Here is an 18,173-nt window from a genome sequence, read left to right on the forward strand (position 1 = left end):
GACGCGCCGCCGGCCGCCGGGGCCATGCGGGCACAGCTGGGCATTGCGCCCGGGGCCTTCGTGTACGGCATGGTGGCGCGGGGCATCGCAGAGAAAGGGTGGGAGGCCGCCATTCAGGCGTTTCTATCGCTGGGGCCCCTGGCGGGCCGCGAGGCGTGCCTGGTACTGGTGGGGGGCAGCGATTACCTGACCGCCCTGCAAGCGCAGTACGCGGGGCCCCGGCCTGCACTTTGTGGGGCGGGTACCCGACCCCGATTTCTACATCGCAGGCTTCGACGTGGGGGTGCTGCCCTCGTACTTCGCGGGGGAAGCCTTGCCGCTGGCCGTTATCGAATACCTGTTTTACAGGAAGCCCGTGGTGGCCACCAACGTGGGCGGCATGCGCGAAATTCTGGTGGAGCCCGGCAGCGGCGACGCGGCTGGCTTGCTCACGGCGCTGGACCCCGCTACCCAGCGCCCCAGCGTGCCGGCACTGGCGGCGGCCATGCGGCGCTACGCCACCGAGGGGCCCCTGTACGCCGCGCACCAGCAAACCGCTTTCCGGCGGCAGTCTGCCTTTGGCCTGGCTGGCTGCGTGGAGCAGTACGAAGCCTTATTTGAGAAGGTCGCCACTGGAGCCCAGCCGCTCGCGCAGCTTCCCGGTTAGCGCCGTTTTCAAGGCCGTTTTGGTTACTGAGGCCTAGCGCCTATTCTAGTACATGCTCATGCCTGCACTCGTCGCGCAGTAGGGTGCGGGGCTGGTTCCCGCCCGTCGTTAACCAGAATCGTTGAAATGGCGCACACGGCGGGCGGGGGCCATCCCCGCACCCTACTGCGTTTTCGCACGTAAATCGTGGTCTCGCATGGGGCCCCGGAGCGCGACCAAGCACAGCATGGTGGTACACATTGACGCCACCGTTGCGTACATCAGCTGGAAAACTGCTGCAACCTTTGCCACATGAAAATTTTGGTAGCCACATTCTGCCTCGACAAAGCGGGCTCGCACGTGCTGGCACTGGCGCTGGCCTCGGAGCTAGCCAAGAAGCACACCGTGTACTTTTTCAACCAGAACGAGCAGCTTGTAGATGCGGGCATGGTAGCGCAGTACCTGAGCCCGGCGGTGCAGGTGGTGGCCATGGACCGCTACCCGCTGTACAACGCGGTTTGCTGGAAGCTGAACGCTTTGTTTCTGAAGCTGGGGGCCCGGTTCTCGGTGCATGAGAAAGCCAAGGACTGGTTGGGCCGCTACGCCCGCTGGCGCTACGGCATCGACATTATGCACAGCCACGAGCCGCTGGTGGCTAAGTCGCGCATTACCCGGCTGGTGCAGCGCACGGGCGTGCCCACCGTCGTAACCGACCATCAAGGCTACTCCATGCTGATTAAGGTGGGCGAGTTTGGCTACGTGCCCTACGCCAACCTGGCCCAGGCCGTGGTGGGCGTGTCGCAATACACCGCCGACCTGTTTACCGGGGCCCTGGTGGAAGTGCCCACGGATGCGGAGCGCCGGGCCGGCGAAAAAATACTGGCCACCGACTACCAGCACGAGTACGAAAATGCCCGGCAGCAAGCCGCGGCGGGGCCCCGGCTGCCCATTACCACGCGGGTGGAGGTGATTTACAACGGCGTGCCGCGCTACGCGCCGGTGGGGGCGGAGCCGGGGCCCCTGCCCATTCCAGCGGGCAGCTTCGTGTTTGGCATGGTGGGCCGCGGCAACCAACAGAAGGGCTGGGGCGACGCGCTGGCGGCCTATACCCAGGTGAAAGCACGCTTCCCGGAGCGTCGCTTTGCCTTCGTGGCGATGGGCGACGGGCCCTACCTGCGCACGCTGCGGGCGGAGTACGAGGCGCAGTGCCCCGATATCTATTTCCTGGGCAATGTGCAGACGCCGCACCCCTACATGCGCCAGTGCCAGGTGGGCTTGTTCCCGTCGTGGTTTTCGGAGGCGCAGCCCATCTCCATCATCGAGTTTTTCGAGAACGGCGTGCCCGTGCTGGCCAGTCCGCTGGGCGGCATCCCGGAGATGGTGTGCCCGCCGGTGGGGCCCCGGCGGGCCGGCTGCTGGCCATGAACCCCGACGCGACGCCGCAGCTCGCCGACTTGGTGGATGCCATGAGCGCCTACGTGGCCGACGAAGCCCTGCTGGCCCGGCACGCCACCGCGGCCCGGGCCCTGCGTAGTACCTACGACGTGGCCGAGTGCGCCGCCCATTACGAGGCACTTTTCGAAGAAATCGTAGGCCAGGCCCGTACTTTGTAGCAGCGTGCGCTACTTAGGCTATGATTCAGGTTTCCGTCATCATCATCAATTACAACACGTTCCGGCTGACCAGCGAGGCCATTGCTTCGGTACAGCAGCACACGCGGGGGGTATTGTACGAGATTATTGTGGTGGACAATGCCTCTACCGAATGTGACCCTGGCCGGTTTGTGGAAGCCTTCCCGGCGGTGCGGCTGGTGCGCAACCCCGAAAACTCCGGCTTTGCCAAGGGCAATAACCTGGGCATTGCGCACGCCACCGGCGAAACTGTGCTGCTGCTCAACAGCGACGCGGCCCTGCGCAATGATGCCCTCACCCTGACGTATGGGGCCCTGATGGCCGACCCCAAGCTGGGCATTGCCACGGGGCAGCTCCGTTACCCCGATGGCCGGCTGCAATATCAATGCGGCCGGTTTCCGTCGCTGCGCCTGCAACTGGTGGAGCTGTTGCGCCTGCAAAAAGCCATGAGTGCCCAAAAGCGGGGCGAAGTGCTGCTGGGCACGTTCTTCGGGCACGAAACATCGTTTCGCCCCGATTGGGTGTGGGGTACTTACTTCCACATCAAGCGGCACGTAGTGAGCGAGCTACCCGGCGGCAAGCTGCCCGACGACTTCTTTATGTACGCCGAGGATTTGCAATGGTGCTACGCCGTGCGCAAGCTGGGCTACGAAATTGAGTACGTGCCGGGGGGCCATATTCTGCACCACTTTGCGCAGAGCACTAAGCAGGAGAAGAAGCTGAACCAGCTAAACATGATTCTGCGCAACGAGGACAGCTTTTTGCGCCGGGAGTACGGCAGCTGGTCCACCGCCAGCTATTACCTGGCCAAAATGTTGAATCTGCTAATCTCGGGCCGTGGCAATTCGGCCAACCGTTACCTGGCCCGGCAGTACCGCCGGCTGCTGCTGCGGCAGGAGCTGCTCACCGCCACCAACTCCCCCGTATAATGGCCGCTGCTGCCCCTTTCTTTTCGGTGATCGTGCCCAGCTACAACCGCGCCGATATCATCACGCCGACGCTGGAGGCCATTCTGCGGCAGGAGGATGCCGACTTTGAGCTGATTGTAGTGGACGATGGCAGCCGCGACAACACCGAAGAGGTGGTGGCCCGCCTGCGCGACCCGCGCATCCGTTACTTACGCAAGGAAAATGGGGAGCGGGGCGCGGCCCGTAACTACGGGGCCCGGCAGGCGCGTGGGCAGTACCTGAATTTTTTTGACTCCGATGACGAGATGTACCCCAACCACCTGCGGGTGGTGCGGGAGTTTCTGGCGGCCCACGGCGAGGTGGAATTTTTGCACACCGGCTATGAAGTTATCAACGGCGCGGGCCGCGTAGTGCACGAGTTTTGCAACTTCCCGCCACTCACCAACGAGCTGCTGCTGCACGACAACCCGATGGCGTGCAACACCGTGTTTGTGCGGCGCGACGTGGCCCTGGCCAACCCATTTGAGGAAAACCGGGTGCTGGCTTCGGCCGAGGATTGGGAATTGTGGCTGCGGCTGGCCAGCCAATACCCTTTCCATGGCATCCCAACCAAAACGTTTGTCCTGCGCGAGCACGAAGGGCGGAGTTTGAATACCATTGCTCCGGCGGCCGTTATTGCCCGCGACGAGCTGTTTGGGGCCCTGGTGGCGCGCAACGCCGCGTTTGCGCGCCGCTTTCCCAACCAAACAGGCGCGTTCGTCGCCGACCGTTATACCTTTATAACGCTCACGTTGGCGCTGAGCAAGCAGCACCGCGCGGCTACGCTACGCTACCTCTGGAAGGCGGTGCAGCAAGACCCGACCGTGCTGTGGCGCCGGCGGTTTTTGGCCTCGCTAAAGCATTTTCTGTGATATTATATTCATTACAAGAGGATTAGATCGTCGATATATGGGCATCACCACTACTATTATTACCGGGCCCCCGCCCGTATCTTCTGAAGAAAAGCCGCTGGCCCGGAGGCACGTGGAAGGCTTGGACTTTTTGCGGGCCATTGCTGCCCTGAGTGTTTGCCTGTACCACTTCTCCGGCGTGGCCCTGCCTAAAGCAACCAACATCTACATGAAACCTGCCTTTAGCTACGGCTGGGCTGGAGTAGATATGTTCTTTGTGATATCCGGCTTCATCATTCCGTATAGCTTGCTGGGTAAAAATTACGCTGCTAAACAAATAGGGCCCTACCTGCTAAAGCGCATTATTCGCATCAACCCGCCCGCCTATATTGCCATGGTGTTGGTACTGGTGCAGTGGGGAATTATTGATTATCTAATTAATCACAACCGGGTGTATACCGGGAATATTTCCTGGCAGCAGGTAGTGCATAACTTGCTTTTTACGGTGCCATTTACCCAGTATAAGTGGGTGGTAGGTATTTTCTGGACCCTGGCGATTGAATTTCAGTTTTACATTTTCATTGGGCTATTTTTCGCGCAATTATTCGAGCGTGGCCGGCTGTGGCAATTCATTCTGGGGTTTCTGGCCGTGAACGCCGTGCAGTACCTGCCGTTTAGTGACTTTAGAAACTTCTTTCATTTCAGTTCCTTATTCGCCATGGGCGGGGTGACCCTATTGTATTACAGTAAACGTATTGAGCTATTGAACTACGGCGCTACGCTGCTCTTGTTCAGTGCGCTTTCTTACTTCCAATTAGGATGGGTGATTACGGCCGTGGGGATAATAACAGTGTTTTTTATTGTGTGCGTACAGGTGAAAGGCGGGGTCTTTGCCACCATTGGCAAAATGTCCTATTCGTTTTACCTGATTCACGTTTTGGTGGGAACTACCGCCGAGTTCGTATTAATTAAAATAATTTCTCCGGATACTGAATTGAAGAAGGTCACCATTACGGTGCTGTGCATTGCCACAGCGCTTATTGCCTCTTTCGTTTATTACCGACTGGTTGAACAGCCGTTTATAGCACTGGCTAAAAAATACGGTCGGTAAGAGGAATATTAAATCGGGTAACCAACGACTACATTTAGCTAAGGTATAGTGCACAAAAAACTATTAATGGTTATCCCTAACCTGGGTCTGGGAGGGGCCCAGCGGGTATTTCACGATCACAGCGTGGAACTGACCAAATACTATGACGTGACGGAGGCCGTCTTTGACTTTGACAGTGAAAACCTGTATCCTTCCGGTAACCCGCTGGAAAGCCTAGCGGTAAGGGGGGGCGGTGGGCCGATGCGCAAGGTTACTAACTTTTTTCGGCGGGTGAGGCAGTTGCGGCGGCTCAAACAGCGCTTAAATACGGACATCTGCGTCAGCCATTTGGAAGGAGCTGATTATGTAAACCTGTTGAGTAAGGGGCGGGAGAAAATAATTCTGTTGATTCATGGCTCTAAAACCCATGACCGCAACATTAGCGGGCCCACGGGATGGCTGCGCAAGCGGGTGCTGATGCCCCTGCTCTACAAGCGGGCTGACCGCATCGTGACCGTGAGCCAGGACATTATTCCGGAAATGGTGGACGATTACGGGGTGGACGTGCGCAAGCTGAGCGCCATCAACAATTCCTTTGAGGTGGAAAGCGTGTGGGAGCGGGCGCAGGAGCCGCTGCCCCCGGCCATGCAGGCCGTGTACGCCGCGGGCCCCGTGCTGGTGACCTCGGGGCGGCTGGCCATCCAGAAAAACCAGCGGCCGCTGCTGGATATTTTTGCCGCGTTGCGCGCTGGGCAAGCGGCGAAGCTGGTGTTCATCGGCGATGGCGAGCTGCGCGATGAGCTGGTGCAGCACGCCCGGAGCCGCGGGCTGCGCGTGCACGAGGCCTGGGGCCCGGAACCGCTGACGCCGGACTTCGACGTGTACTTTGTGGGGCTGCAACACAATCCCTTTCAATACATTCGGCCTGCCAGCGTCTTCGTTTTCCCGTCGGCCTGGGAAGGTTTCCCGCTGGCCCTTGGGGAGGCCATGACGTGCGGCATGCCGGTAGTGAGCACCGACTGCCCCACGGGCCCCGCGAAATGCTGGCCCCCGCCTCGGCCACGCCGGCGGTGCCCATCCGGGCGGCCGAGTGGGCCGAGTACGGGCTGCTGATGCCGATGCTGACGGAGGCCGCCACCCTGGCCGCCGACGAGCAGGTGTGGGTGGCGGCGCTGGGGGCCCTGCTAAACGATGCGGCCAAGCGCGCCCAGCTGGGGGCTGCCGCCCGGCAGCGGGCTAATGATTTTACCCACGCAAATACTTTTCAGCGCTGGAAAAAGCTTATTGACGAAGTACTGGCCGAACGCTAAGGCGGCGCTGGAGCCAGCGTAATGCCAGGCCAGCTATTAAGCGGTGGTGGCGGTACGGCGAAGCCAAGATTGCGCGAACCGCTACTCATTAGCAGGCAGTGCAAATACTTAACGAATGAGAGATTTAGTGGATAAGCCGCTCGTACTGGTCGTTGACAACTCCCGGGCCGTGACGGGGGCCCTGAATGCCATGCGCCACGCCACGGGGCCCCTGCGGCCGGGTCTGGATTTTGAATACGTATTGCCCACCGGCAGCACCGGCCGCGCTACGCTGGAAGCCGATGGCTACCGCGTACACGAGCTGCCCTTTGTCGAAATCAGTCGCCGCAAAGCCGACTTGCTGCGCTACGTGCCCCTGCTGCTGCTGAATGGCTGGCGGCTGCGGCAGTTGGCCCGGCGCCAGGGGGCCCAGGTGGTGCACCTCAACGACTTCTACAACCTGACCGGCTACGTGGCCAAGGGGCTGAGCCTGGGCAAGCTGCGGGTGGTGACGCACGTGCGGTTCTTGCCCCAAAGCCTGCCGCAGCCGCTGGCCGCCCGTGGCGGTGGATGGCCGAGCACTGGGCCGACCGGGTGGTGTGCGTGTCGGAAGCCGTGCGCCAGTACTTTGGCGGAGGGGAGCAGGTGGCGGTCGTCTACGACCCGCTGCCCGGGGCCGAGCGGTACCCGGCCGCTGCGCACCCGGCCCGGCCCGACGGCACGGTGCAGTGCCTGTACTTGAGTAATTACATCCAGGGGAAGGGGCAGGACCTGGCGCTGGCGGCCTTTGAGCAGGCCTACGCCCGCGACCAGCGGCTGCGGCTGCTGTTTGTGGGGGGCGACATGGGCATGGCCAAAAACCGGCAGTTTCGGGAGCAGCTGGAGGCGCGGGTGCGGGCGGGGGGCTTGCAGGAAGTAATTCGCTTCGCGGGGTTTGCGGCCGACGTAGAGCAGGCTATTAAGGAGGCCGACGTGCTGCTAAACTTCTCCGAGTCTGAATCATTTTCCCTGACCTGCCTGGACGCGCTCTACTACGGCACCCCACTGATTGCCAGTGACTGCGGCGGCCCGGCCGAGCTGTTTGAAAACGGGCACTCCGGCCTGCTGGTGCCCAACCGGGACGTGGCTGCCATGGCCGCGGCCATCACCCAATTGGCGGCCGATGCCGGGTTGCGCACGCAATTTGCAGCGGCGGGCCGGGCCTATGTGCGGCAGAAATTCGCGCCGGCTGGCACTTACGAAAAGCTAGGGGCCCTGTACGCCGCGGTGCTGGGCCGGTAGGGGCCCGTAGGGCCCTGCGCTTTTACCTTGCGGCCATATCGCCATTTTTCAGTTTTAAATGCTGCCCGCGCCCCCTACGTTCTCCTTCGTCAGCCCCGTGTACCAGGCCGAGAGCCTGGTGGCGGAACTGGTGCGGCGCCTGGTGCTGGTGGGGGAGGCCCTGGGGGGAAGCTTCGAAATTGTGCTCGTGGACGACCGCAGCCTGGATGGTTCCTGGGCCCGCATCCGGGCCCTGGCGGCCCGCGACCCGCGCGTGCGGGGCCTGCGCCTGAGCCGCAACTTCGGCCAGCACCGGGCCATTACGGCGGGGCTGGAGCAGTGCCGCGGCGAGTGGGTGGTGGTGCTGGACTGCGACTTGCAGGACCAACCCGAGGAAATTCCGGCGCTGTTTGCCGAAGCCCAGCGCGGCTACGACCTGGTACTGGCCCGGCGCACCAGCCGGCAGGATGCGTGGCACAAGAAGCTGCTGTCGCGGCTGTTCTACCGCGTATTGTCCTACCTCACCGAGCTGCCCCAGGACCCTGCCGTCGCTAATTTTGGCATCTACCACCGCCGAGTAATTGCGGCCGTGCTCGCCATGCGCGAGAGCATTCGCTACTTCCCCACCATGGTGCGCTGGGTGGGTTTTCGCACCGGCTACCTCGGCGTGGCGCACGCCGAGCGCGCCGTGGGGCCCAGCAGCTACGGGCTGGGCCGGCGCCTGCACCTGGGCCTCGACATCCTGCTGGCTAATTCCGACAAGCCCCTGCGCCTGACCATAAAACTGGGGTTGCTGATTTCCGGTGGGGCTTTTCTGCTGGTACCGATTACCTTGCTGCGCTATTGGGCCGGGCAGATTTACCAGCCCGGCTATACCAGCCTCATCATCTCCATCTGGTTTTTTTCGGGTCTGCTGCTAGCCGTGCTGGGCATGGTGGGCTTGTACATCGGCAAGACCTTCGAGCAGGTAAAAAACCGGCCGCTGTACATTTTGGACGAAGAAGCCGGCGAGCGGTAGCCCCAGATTACTTGCCTGTTGTTTGCATAAAATACTTGTAATAAACAAGCTACTATGGATGCTCCTGGTGTTGCGCCCGCGCGGATTACCCTGTTCCTGATGACCGAAAAAGGGTACCGGGTGCTGCAACACATTGTGGCGCACCTAGACAAAACAGCGGTAGCGCTGGTAGTGGGGGCCCCCGATGCGCACGTGGCCAACGACTATTTTGCGGAAATTCAGGCCCTGTGCGCGCAGGAAAATATCCCCTTTCAGCGCCGGGTGGCGGGGCGCCCACCCGCGGCCTCGCAGGCGCTGGCCGTATCGTGGCGCTGGCTGATCACCGGCATTGATAGACTTATTGTCCTGCACGACAGTTTGTTGCCCCAGTACCGGGGCTTCGCGCCCCTGGTGGCCTGCTTGCTCAACGGCGAGCCCGAGATTGGCGTGACGGCGCTGTACGCTACTACCGAATTTGACCAGGGCCCCGTGCTGGCGCAGGTGGCCCGGCCTGTGCAGTACCCCATCACCATTGCCCGCGCCGTGGCTCTGGCCGTGGAGTGCTACCTGGAGCTTACTGCCCAGCTCTGGCCCGGGCTGTGCGCTGGGTCCTTGCCGCCGGGCACGCCCCAATTGGAGGCCGCCGCCACCTACAGCCTCTGGCGCGACGAGGCGGACTACCGCATCGACTGGCACCGCGACAGTGCCTACCTGCGCCGCTTCGTGGACGCGCTGGGGGCCCCTTACCGCGGGGCCAGTACCCTGCTCGGCGGCCAGCTGCACCGGGTGCTGGCCGCCGAAGCCGAGCCCGACGTGGTAATTGAAAACCGCGCCCCGGGCAAGGTGCTGTTCGTGCGCGCCGGGGAGCCGGTGGTGGTCTGCGGCACGGGGCTGCTGCGCCTCACCGCGCTGCGCACCGATGCCGGGGCCGATGCCCTGCCGCTGCGGCAGTTCCGCTCGCGCTTCGGGTAGGCCGGGGGCCCGGCGTACCTTTGCCGGGCCCATGGACGCCCCCATCCCCTTTAACAAGCCATATTTCTCCGGCAACGAAACCCGCTACATCGAGCAAGCCGTGCGTTCGGGCAAGATTTCCGGCGACGGGCAATTTACCCAGCGGGCCCACGCCTACTTCGAGCAGCACTGGGGCTTTGCCAAGGCGCTGCTCACAACCTCGTGCACCGACGCGCTGGAAATGGCGGCTCTGCTGCTCGATATTCAGCCCGGCGACGAGGTGATTGTGCCCGCCTTTACGTTCGTGAGCACGGCCAACGCCTTTGTGCTGCGGGGCGCAAAAATCGTGTTTGCCGACAGCACGGCCCTCAACCCCAACCTCGACGCAGGGGCCCTGGAAAGCCTCGTGACGCCCCGCACCCGGGCCGTGGTGCCGGTGCACTACGCCGGCATTGCCTGCGACATGGGCGCCGTGCTGGCCACCGCCGCCCGCCACGGCCTGGCGGTGGTGGAAGACGCGGCCCACGCCATCGACAGCTTCTACAATGGGCAGCGGCTGGGCACGCTGGGGGCCCTGGCGGCCTTTTCGTTTCACGAAACCAAAAACATCATTGCCGGCGAAGGCGGTTTGCTGGCCCTCAACGACTTGCAGTTTGCGCGGCGGGCCGAGATTATCCGGGAAAAGGGTACCACGCGGTCGGCCTTTTTCCGGGGTGAGGCCACCGAGTACAACTGGGTGGACGTGGGCTCGTCGTTCCTGCCCTCGGAGCTGACGGCGGCCTACTTGTGGGCGCAAATTGAAAACCTGGCCGATATTCAGCGGCAGCGCACGGCCCTGTGGGACAATTACTGCGCCGCCCTGGCTCCGCTGGGGCCCCTGGGCGTGGGCCTGCCCGCGCTGCCGGCCTACGCCACCAACAACGGCCACCTGTTCTACCTCGTGTGCCGCGACCGGGCCGAGCGCGAGACACTGATTGCGCACTTGGGGCAGCGGGGCATCCTGGCCGTTTTCCACTACCTGGCCCTGCACCGCAGCCCGTACTACGCCGCCCGGCACGACGGCCGCGCCCTGCCCTGGGCCGAGCACTACACCGAATGCCTGGTGCGCCTGCCCCTTTTCTACGAGCTGAGCGCCGCCGACCAGGCCCGCGTGGTGGCGGGCGTCCTCGACTTTTACCACCGCCGCTAATTCTACCGCATGGCGCGTATCCTGTTTTTAACCCCCTACCCAGCCGGCCGGGCCCCGTCGCAACGGTTCCGCTTCGAGCAGTATTTGGATATTTTGACGGCCCACGGGCACCAGTACCGGGAGGCGTCGTTTCTGGACGAGGCCACCTGGGGCATTCTGTACCGGCCGGGGCGGGCCGGGGCCAAGGTAGGGGGCATTCTGCGCGGCTTCGGGCGGCGGCTGGGGCACGTGTGGGCGGCGCGGCGCTACGACTTCGTATTCGTGCACCGCGAGGCCGCGCCCCTGGGGCCCCCGGTGTTCGAGTGGCTGCTGGCCCGGGTGCTGAAAAAGCGGCTCATTTACGACTTCGACGACGCCATCTGGCTGGCCAATACGTCGGATGCCAACCAGTTGGCCGCCGGCCTCAAGTGGGCCCAAAAGGTGGGGCAGATTTGCGGCTGGGCCCACAAAAATAGCTGCGGCAACGCCTTTCTGGCCGCCTACGCCCGGCGCTTCAACCCGCGCACCGTCGTCAACCCCACCACCATCGACACCACGGGCCTGCACAACCAGGTGCGTGACCAGGCCGCGCCCGGCCGCCTCGTCATCGGCTGGACGGGCACGCATTCCACCCTTAAGTACCTGGGCCAAGTAGTGCCCGTGCTGGCGAAGCTGGAGGCCGAGGGGCTCGATTTTGAGTTTCGGGTTATTTCCAACCAGCCGCCCCACCTGCCCTTGCAGTCGCTGGTGTACCTGCCGTGGCGCAAGGACACCGAAATTGCCGATTTGCTGGGTTTCCACGTGGGGCTGATGCCGCTGGAAGACGACGCCTGGGCCCAGGGTAAATGCGCCTTTAAGGCCCTGCAATACATGGCCTTAGGGGTGACGCCGCTGGTTTCGCCGGTGGGCATGAACACCGAAGTGGTGCAGCACGGCCAGAACGGCTTTGTGTGCGCCACGCCCGCCGATTGGGAAGCGGGGCTGCGCCAGCTCCTGGCCGACCCCGCCCTGCGCCAACACCTGGGCCGCGCCGCCCGCGCCACCGTGGAGGCCCGCTATTCGGTGGCCGCCAACACGCCCAACTTCCTGGCGCTGTTTACCGAAGAATAGGGCCCCGGGGCCCTGCTACGCCGCTACGCGGCGCCGCGCGGCGGGCTGGCGGCGCTTGGCCTTCTGGGCATCCAGCATGCTCTGGAGGATGTAGAGGCCGCCGAGGTAGAAGGGAATCATCGGAATTTTGTAGCGCACCAGCGTGCCGAAGTTGGAACTGTTGATGGCTACCGAGGCGGCAAAAATCAGCGAGAACACAAAGCACATCACCAGCACCGGCGTGGTGGCCACGAACTTGATGGTGGCCACCACCCCCGTGCGCCAAAAGATGCGGAGCGTAAAAATTAGAAAGAAGCCCGCTTCGATAGCCGAGAGCAGCATAATGGGGTTGCGGGCCTCAAAAATCATAGGCCGGAACAGGGCCGTGGCGATGGCCTGCGGGGCCAGCTTCACCATGCCGCCGATGGTGCCGTCCTGCGTGCCCAGGCTGTAGGCCGAGCCATTCTGGGCCACGCTGGTTTCGTAGAGGTAATCAGCGGTGATTTTGCTGCGCTCACCGATTTTGTCTACGTCGTATTTATCGTCGCCCTTGGTGAGGTTAGTGGCGGCAAAAACGGCAATGAGCCCGCCCACCACGAAGAACACCGGCTTGGCCAGCACCCGCACGGTCTGGTTTTTAATCAGGGCATTGTTCTCATTGAACACCCACAGCAGGGCCCCCGGCAAAAAGCACAGCAAGATGTAGACCTTGATGGACAGCAGCGCGTAAGCGGCCAAAAAGCCCACGGCGGCGGCCTGCGGAATGCCGCGCTTCTGGATGGCGCCCCGGTACAGGGCGTAGAACAGCCAGCCGAGGGCCCCCATGGCCAGCGCGTCCTTCATCAGCCCCGAACCCCAGAAGAACATCGACGGGATGTAGAAGATGACCCAGGCCAGCTGCTTGTACACGTGGGGCCGGATTTTGACAAACGTGACGTACATCGCCCATAACCCGCTGAAGCTGGTAGCGGCAAAAAATAGGGCAATGACGGAGTAGTTATTGAAGCAAAAAAACCCAAAGAATGCCGCAACCCGCACCGTGGCGTACTCGGTGGAGTGGGGCTGGTGCCAGTACATCTGGGCCACGTACCGGGCGGTGGCCGGATCGGTGCTGTCGCCGTTATCCAGCAGCAGCTTCAGGCCGGTGCTAAAGGAATCGCCGAAGGCCGAATAGATGATTTTGGTGTGGAAAAAGTAGTTGTAGGTATCGCCGCCGTTGTAGTAAAACTGGTAAATAAGGCCCAAGGCAATGGCCCCGACGAACTTGAGGGTGAGGGCCGGAATGAAAAATTGCTTGGTGAACTGGTTGGTGACCCGCGCGCGGATGCCGAACGCCACGGCGTAGAAAATGCCCAGGTAGAGCGGCGTCAGGAAGAGGTCGGAAAGCTCCATGGTTGGCTTAGCTCTTGTTCTTTTTCAGCCACGCGCTGGCCTCCTTGTACTGCTCCGATTTGTGGTCGGCAATGTCCTTCACCACTAGGTAGTAGCGCCGGGCGGTGGCCAGCTCGCGCTCCTTGTCGGCGAGGCGGGCTAGGTTGGCGTTGGCAAACAGATAGAAGCCGCCGCTGGTGTCGCCGCTACTTTCCGAAAATACGATGCAGCGCTGGTAGTAGTCGCGGGCCTTGGCAGCATCGCGGTAGCGGTACTGCATGAGGTAGCCGAGGAAGTAGCTGGCGTAGCGCCCGCTGATGGCCTCGTAGCCGGGCAGGCCCTGGTTTATCTTCTCCAGAATTTCCTTGCTTACCCGCTCGCACTCCACAAATTCGCCCTGGTCGTAGGCCAGCAGGGCGTAGAAGCGCTGGAAGTAGCCGTTGTCGGGGAAGGTGGCGGCCAACTGCTTGGCCACGGGCAGGGCATCGGCCCCGTTGCCTTCCTCGTTTTTGAGAATGCCCATCAGGAACACCTTGGCCTCGGTAGCGGTGTAGAAGCCGGTGGTGGCCACGGTGCGCAGTTGCTGGAGGCCCAGCTCTTTGTTGCCCTTGGGGAAGAAGAAAAGGACGGGCTTGAGCAGTGGGTAATTGTTGGGAATCCAGACGGCGTAGTAGTTGAACAAGGCCTGGCCGAACAGGAATTCCGGGCTAAGGCCGTTGGCTTCCTGGCTCTTTTGCAGGTAGCTCAGCGAGCGTTTGCTGTCCACGGTGGCCAGGCGCCAGTCGTGGCGCTCGGCGTGCAGGCGGGCGCTGAAGCCATAGGCCGCCGCCAGGAAAAACGTGGCCTCGTAGTTCTGCTTATCGGCCTTGTACAGGGCTTCGGCCTTGGTGATGGCCGAGTCCATGTAGGCGAAAAACGGCCGGTCGTAGATTTTGGTCTGGAAGCTGGTGGGGCGAATTTTCCACCACGTGTTCAGGCCCAGCATGAGGTAGGCGAGGGGGTGCTCGGGGTAGCGCCGCTTGAGGGAGCGGAACTGCTTCTCGGCGCGGTCGTACTTGAAATTGTAGAGGTTGTGCACGGCCCCGTCGAGCTCCTGCTGGATGTCTTTGTTGAGCAGCAGCCAGCCTTTGGTGTCGATGGCCTGGGGGGCCACGGCCACACTGTCGAGGTGCACCACGCGCATGGTGCCGCGGCGGCGCACGGTATCGGCCGTCTGCGCCCGGGCCACCAGGGGGCCCAGCAGCAGCAAGCCCCAACAGAAAAGCAATCGAACCATAGAAAAAAGCGGGAGAACAGGGCCCCGGGGAAACCGGCGAGTGCCGGCGGGGGCCCTAAAGTACGTACGCTGGCCTAGCTTTGGGCGAATTTCCCCCCGCTCATGCAACTGCTCGAAACCCTGTGCCGCCTTGCGGCGCCGTCCGGCCACGAAGGCCCCATGACGGCCTTTGTGCTTGATTACGTGCGCCAAAACCAGGCCCAGTGGCAGCACCAGCCCCAGGTGCTGGCCGGCGACGGCTTCCAGGACTGCGTGGTGCTGGTGTTCGGGCAGCCGCGCACGGCCGTATTTGCGCACCTCGACAGCATCGGCTTCATGGTGCGCTACGGCCGGCAGCTGGTGGCCATTGGGGGCCCCGAAACCCAGGCCGGCTACCGCCTGGTGGGCCACGATGCGGAAGGAGAAATTGATTGCGCGCTGACCATCAACGAACAAACCGAAACCCTGGGCTACGAGTTCAGCCGCGAGCTGCCCCGCGGCACCGAGCTGACCTTCCGCTGCGACTTCCGCGAAACCGACACCACGGTGCAAAGCTGCTACCTCGACAACCGCCTGGGGGTGTGGACTGCCCTCCGCCTATGCGAGACGCTGGAGCACGGCATCATCGCCTTTTCGTGCGGCGAGGAGCACGGCGGCGGCACGGTGCCGTTTCTGGCCCAATACATCTACGACAATTACGGCGTGCGCCAGGCCCTGATCTGCGACATTACGTGGGTAACCGGGGGCGTGCACCTGGGCCAGGGCTGCGTCATCTCGCTGCGCGACTCACTCATTCCGCGCCGCACCTACGTGGACCGCATCCGGGCCATTGCGGCCCAGGCGGGCATTGCGGTGCAGCTGGAGGTGGAGGACATCGGCGGCTCCGACGCTAAAGAGCTGCAGCGCGCCGCCCAGCCCTGGGACTGGTGCTTCGTGGGGGCCCCGGAGGACAACGTGCACACCCCCGACGAGCTGGTGGATAAGCGCGACATTGCCAGTATGTTGGCCCTCTACCAAGTGCTGTTGCGCGAACTGTAGGGCACCACGCCCAGCAGCCACGGCTATTCGGGCCACTGAATGGGGTTGCCCAACCGGTACCTCGTATGAAAACTTTGGGTCTGCGCCTGTTGGCGGTTGTTTGCGGTATGTACCGCAGGCACGATCGTGTGCACAGCTAACGGCTGCCTGCGTCGGTATACCTCGTCAACTACAATGGTACTTATCTGATAATCATCAAAATGATTTGTTTAGAAATTCTTAAGAAGGGATATTTGTAAAATGTGGAGAATGCGTAAGCGAATCTTACGGCCACCGGAAACCTCCTCGCATACTCCTGCCTATGGAACAATTTTACTTTATGCACCGTGGAACGTTTTTGCTACTCGGCACCGGTTCTGGTGGCGCCCAGCGAAAGGTCTCGGCTGTGCAGGCCACGGTTGTTTTCGTGGCTTGGCAGCTAATAATTATGCTGTTGTGCGGGCACTCCGCCGGGGCCGCGGCCCTAGCGGCACAAACGAGCGGTTTCCGTAGCTACACCCATCAGTACGACTACAACAAATCCTATACGGGCAGTATTCTCTGCACTTGCTTAAAAGTACATTTCCCGCAGGTGTCTCCGGCGTCACCATTGGTGAGCTACGCCAGCGAAGAAACTTTGCAACGAACCTCGGCTGGGGCCGTCGTAAATTTTCTGCTGGGCGCTGTCAACACATCCCAAGTCCTGACGGCCCGTTGCGCTAGCATTTATTACAACTTTAGGCTCAGCCAGACGGAAGCATTTGCCAACCAAATTGTTACCCAGTTCCTTCCTTCAGGCTCTGACCTGGCTGGTGCGGGCTTCAAAAGGGTGGGCACCGCTCTAAGAAATGGCGTGGCGACTAGCAGTCCCCGGGCTGGCAAGACGTTGGCCCAGGCCAACCTGGCAATGAGCGGTTGCTCCAACGCCTATTTGGTGGACCAACTGCGTACCGTTGCAGCGTCCACTAACCAAGGCGCTGCCTGGAAGCCGGTCCGCGCACTACCAAGCCGTTCGGTTGTGTGCTCGGTTGTGCCGCCTGGTGCAGTGGCCCCCCTGACGTACTGCCAGGGAAGCGCGGCATCTCCCTTGAGCAACGGCTACACGCCTTTAGCTGGAGCGTCACTCCTTCTTTACGCCAGCGCGGTGGCCAACACGCCCTTAGTGAGCACCTACGTCCCCGCCACGAAGGCTGTGGGCACCACCACCTATTACGCCTCGCAAGTGGTAGGGAACTGTGAGAGCGCACGGACGCCGCTGACGGTTACAGTGGTGGCCCCACCTAGAATGCCCACGCCAATTGCTGCCTTGGCTATCAATGGCAGTAACATTGCGGCCTGGGGTGACTCCTTCACCGATTCCAACTACGGTCGCTACCCTCAGACGTTGGCCCAACTCAGCAGCTATGCTGTTTACAACGGCGGCGTCGGGGGCCAGACGTCGGTACAAGTCAAAGACCGGATGGTGGCCGATGTTGCCAAGCACACTTGGCCCACCATCATTTGGGTGGGCCGCAACGACGCAGGCAACCCGGCGCAGGTACAAGCCAGCATCGCGGCTATGGTAGCGGCCCTGGCTCACACCGATTATTTGGTTTTGTCCGTTTGCAACGGGGAGGGAGAGGGTAAGGGCACGGCCGCGTACGGGCAAATAACAACGCTGAACAGTGCGCTGGCGCAAACCTACGGCCGTCACTACCTGAACGTGCGCAGCTACTTGGTATCGGAATATGACCCAAACGATGCGCAAGACACGGCTGATTACACCGCCGATATTCCGCCGCATTCGCTGCGCCAGGACTTTCTACACCCCAACGTGGCCGGCAGCGATTTGATTGCCCAATACGTCTACGCCAACTTTGGGCGCATCCTGGGCGGCAGTTTGGCCATAAACTACTGCTGGGGCGCGCCTGCTGCGCCCTTGGGCAACAGCCTCAGCCCCGTGGCCGCGGGGGCCACGCTTCGCTTCTACGCCAGTCCAACTGGCGGGGCTGCGTTGGGTGCGGGTCCCCGCTACGCCCCCGATATTACTACGGTGGGCACCCAGATGTATTACGTGGCACAGGTTGTGGGCACGTGCGAAAGCGACCGCCTACCTCTGGCGGTGGTCGTGAGAAACTGCTCAGCCACTGCCTTTGCTTCGAACGCGCCAGGGCTGAGCGCATACCCCAACCCATTCGGTGGCCAAGCCACTGTCGAGGTAAACTTGCCGTCGACCCAATCTTATACCCTGGAACTTTATGATGGAACCGGTAAATTGGTTCAGCGCTTAGCGGTGGACGAGACGGGCCAGCGGATTAATTACTACATTAATGCCCCCTCCTTACCAGAAGGATTGTACGTGGTGCGCTTAAGTGCGGGCTCAGCTAGCCAAAGCTTGCATTTGATCCTAAGCAAATAAGGCAATTCTGCCAGTGCAGTCACTTAATGCAGCGGCAAGCCCGTGGGGTAGGCGCTGAACAGGAACCGTTCCAACGTGTGATCCTAGTGGTGAATCTGGTCGTGAGCAAAGCGCAAAAGTAGGTGGCTGCCCCGGCGAGCTGGTGGATAAGCGCAACATTGCCAGCATGTTGGCCTTGTGTTAAATGCTGTTGCGCGAGCTGTAATACTTGCCTACATTTACTGGCTCTCTATT

The 18,173-nt window shown here is 61.9% G+C and carries 18 protein-coding genes; 16 read left to right on the plus strand and 2 right to left on the minus strand.

Features of this window, described 5'->3' with window-relative positions:
• Positions 1–223: 223 nt before the first annotated feature.
• The 14 genes from BEN49_RS27670 (at position 224) to BEN49_RS06720 (ending at position 11,919) form a co-directional block, all read left to right on the plus strand.
• Positions 224–646: a glycosyltransferase gene (locus BEN49_RS27670; protein WP_083325844.1), complete on the plus strand. Its 423-nt coding sequence runs from the start codon at positions 224–226 to the stop codon at positions 644–646.
• Positions 647–937: 291 nt separating this feature from the next.
• Positions 938–2,050, plus strand: a complete 1,113-nt coding sequence (locus BEN49_RS06660) for a glycosyltransferase family 4 protein (RefSeq protein WP_070742276.1) — start codon at positions 938–940, stop codon at positions 2,048–2,050.
• Complete coding sequence (locus BEN49_RS06665) at positions 2,047–2,238, plus strand: hypothetical protein (RefSeq protein ID WP_125916583.1); 192 nt, start codon at positions 2,047–2,049, stop codon at positions 2,236–2,238. The genes BEN49_RS06660 and BEN49_RS06665 overlap by 4 nt, the downstream gene beginning before the upstream one ends.
• Before the next feature lie 20 nt (positions 2,239–2,258).
• A complete protein-coding gene (locus tag BEN49_RS06670; protein WP_083325845.1) occupies positions 2,259–3,185 on the plus strand; it encodes a glycosyltransferase family 2 protein in 927 nt (308 codons plus the stop codon).
• Positions 3,185–4,075, plus strand: coding sequence for a glycosyltransferase family 2 protein (locus tag BEN49_RS06675; protein WP_070742278.1), 891 nt, complete (start codon positions 3,185–3,187; stop codon positions 4,073–4,075). Before BEN49_RS06670 ends, BEN49_RS06675 begins: the two co-directional genes overlap by 1 nt.
• A gap of 37 nt (positions 4,076–4,112) precedes the next feature.
• Positions 4,113–5,165 carry an acyltransferase family protein gene (locus tag BEN49_RS06680; RefSeq protein WP_070742279.1) on the plus strand — a complete coding sequence of 351 codons (1,053 nt, stop codon included), beginning with the start codon at positions 4,113–4,115 and terminating at the stop codon, positions 5,163–5,165.
• A 66-nt stretch (positions 5,166–5,231) separates the two neighbouring features.
• A complete protein-coding gene (locus BEN49_RS06685; protein WP_083325846.1) occupies positions 5,232–6,257 on the plus strand; it encodes a glycosyltransferase in 1,026 nt (341 codons plus the stop codon).
• On the plus strand, positions 6,185–6,454 hold the full coding sequence (locus tag BEN49_RS06690) for a glycosyltransferase (protein ID WP_070742281.1): 270 nt from the start codon (positions 6,185–6,187) through the stop codon (positions 6,452–6,454). The genes BEN49_RS06685 and BEN49_RS06690 overlap by 73 nt, the downstream gene beginning before the upstream one ends.
• Before the next feature lie 115 nt (positions 6,455–6,569).
• Positions 6,570–7,175: a hypothetical protein gene (locus BEN49_RS29330; RefSeq protein WP_125916585.1), complete on the plus strand. Its 606-nt coding sequence runs from the start codon at positions 6,570–6,572 to the stop codon at positions 7,173–7,175.
• Complete coding sequence (locus BEN49_RS06700) at positions 7,079–7,714, plus strand: glycosyltransferase family 4 protein (protein ID WP_369073206.1); 636 nt, start codon at positions 7,079–7,081, stop codon at positions 7,712–7,714. Before BEN49_RS29330 ends, BEN49_RS06700 begins: the two co-directional genes overlap by 97 nt.
• A 58-nt stretch (positions 7,715–7,772) precedes the next feature.
• A complete protein-coding gene (locus BEN49_RS06705; RefSeq protein WP_070742284.1) occupies positions 7,773–8,711 on the plus strand; it encodes a glycosyltransferase family 2 protein in 939 nt (312 codons plus the stop codon).
• 54 nt (positions 8,712–8,765) lie between these two features.
• A complete protein-coding gene (locus tag BEN49_RS06710; RefSeq protein ID WP_070742285.1) occupies positions 8,766–9,662 on the plus strand; it encodes a methionyl-tRNA formyltransferase in 897 nt (298 codons plus the stop codon).
• A gap of 31 nt (positions 9,663–9,693) precedes the next feature.
• Positions 9,694–10,830, plus strand: coding sequence for a dTDP-4-amino-4,6-dideoxygalactose transaminase (gene rffA / locus BEN49_RS06715; protein WP_070742286.1), 1,137 nt, complete (start codon positions 9,694–9,696; stop codon positions 10,828–10,830).
• A 9-nt stretch (positions 10,831–10,839) separates the two neighbouring features.
• A complete protein-coding gene (locus BEN49_RS06720) occupies positions 10,840–11,919 on the plus strand; it encodes a glycosyltransferase family 4 protein (protein WP_070742287.1) in 1,080 nt (359 codons plus the stop codon).
• 15 nt (positions 11,920–11,934) lie between these two features.
• Here the strand turns inward: BEN49_RS06720 and BEN49_RS06725 are convergent, their stop codons facing one another.
• On the minus strand, positions 11,935–13,290 hold the full coding sequence (locus BEN49_RS06725; protein WP_070742288.1) for a hypothetical protein: 1,356 nt from the start codon (positions 13,288–13,290) through the stop codon (positions 11,935–11,937).
• Positions 13,291–13,297: 7 nt separating this feature from the next.
• Complete coding sequence (locus BEN49_RS06730; RefSeq protein WP_070742289.1) at positions 13,298–14,545, minus strand: tol-pal system protein YbgF; 1,248 nt, start codon at positions 14,543–14,545, stop codon at positions 13,298–13,300.
• A gap of 102 nt (positions 14,546–14,647) precedes the next feature.
• On the opposite strand from BEN49_RS06730, the gene BEN49_RS06735 reads away from it, so the two are divergent.
• Positions 14,648–15,562, plus strand: coding sequence for a M20/M25/M40 family metallo-hydrolase (locus BEN49_RS06735; RefSeq protein WP_070742290.1), 915 nt, complete (start codon positions 14,648–14,650; stop codon positions 15,560–15,562).
• A 301-nt stretch (positions 15,563–15,863) separates the two neighbouring features.
• Positions 15,864–17,939, plus strand: coding sequence for an Ig-like domain-containing protein (locus BEN49_RS06740; protein WP_083325847.1), 2,076 nt, complete (start codon positions 15,864–15,866; stop codon positions 17,937–17,939).
• Positions 17,940–18,173 lie beyond the last annotated feature (234 nt).

Source organism: Hymenobacter coccineus (assembly GCF_001816125.1).
In the GTDB taxonomy this organism is placed as follows: Bacteria; Bacteroidota; Bacteroidia; order Cytophagales; family Hymenobacteraceae; genus Hymenobacter; species Hymenobacter coccineus.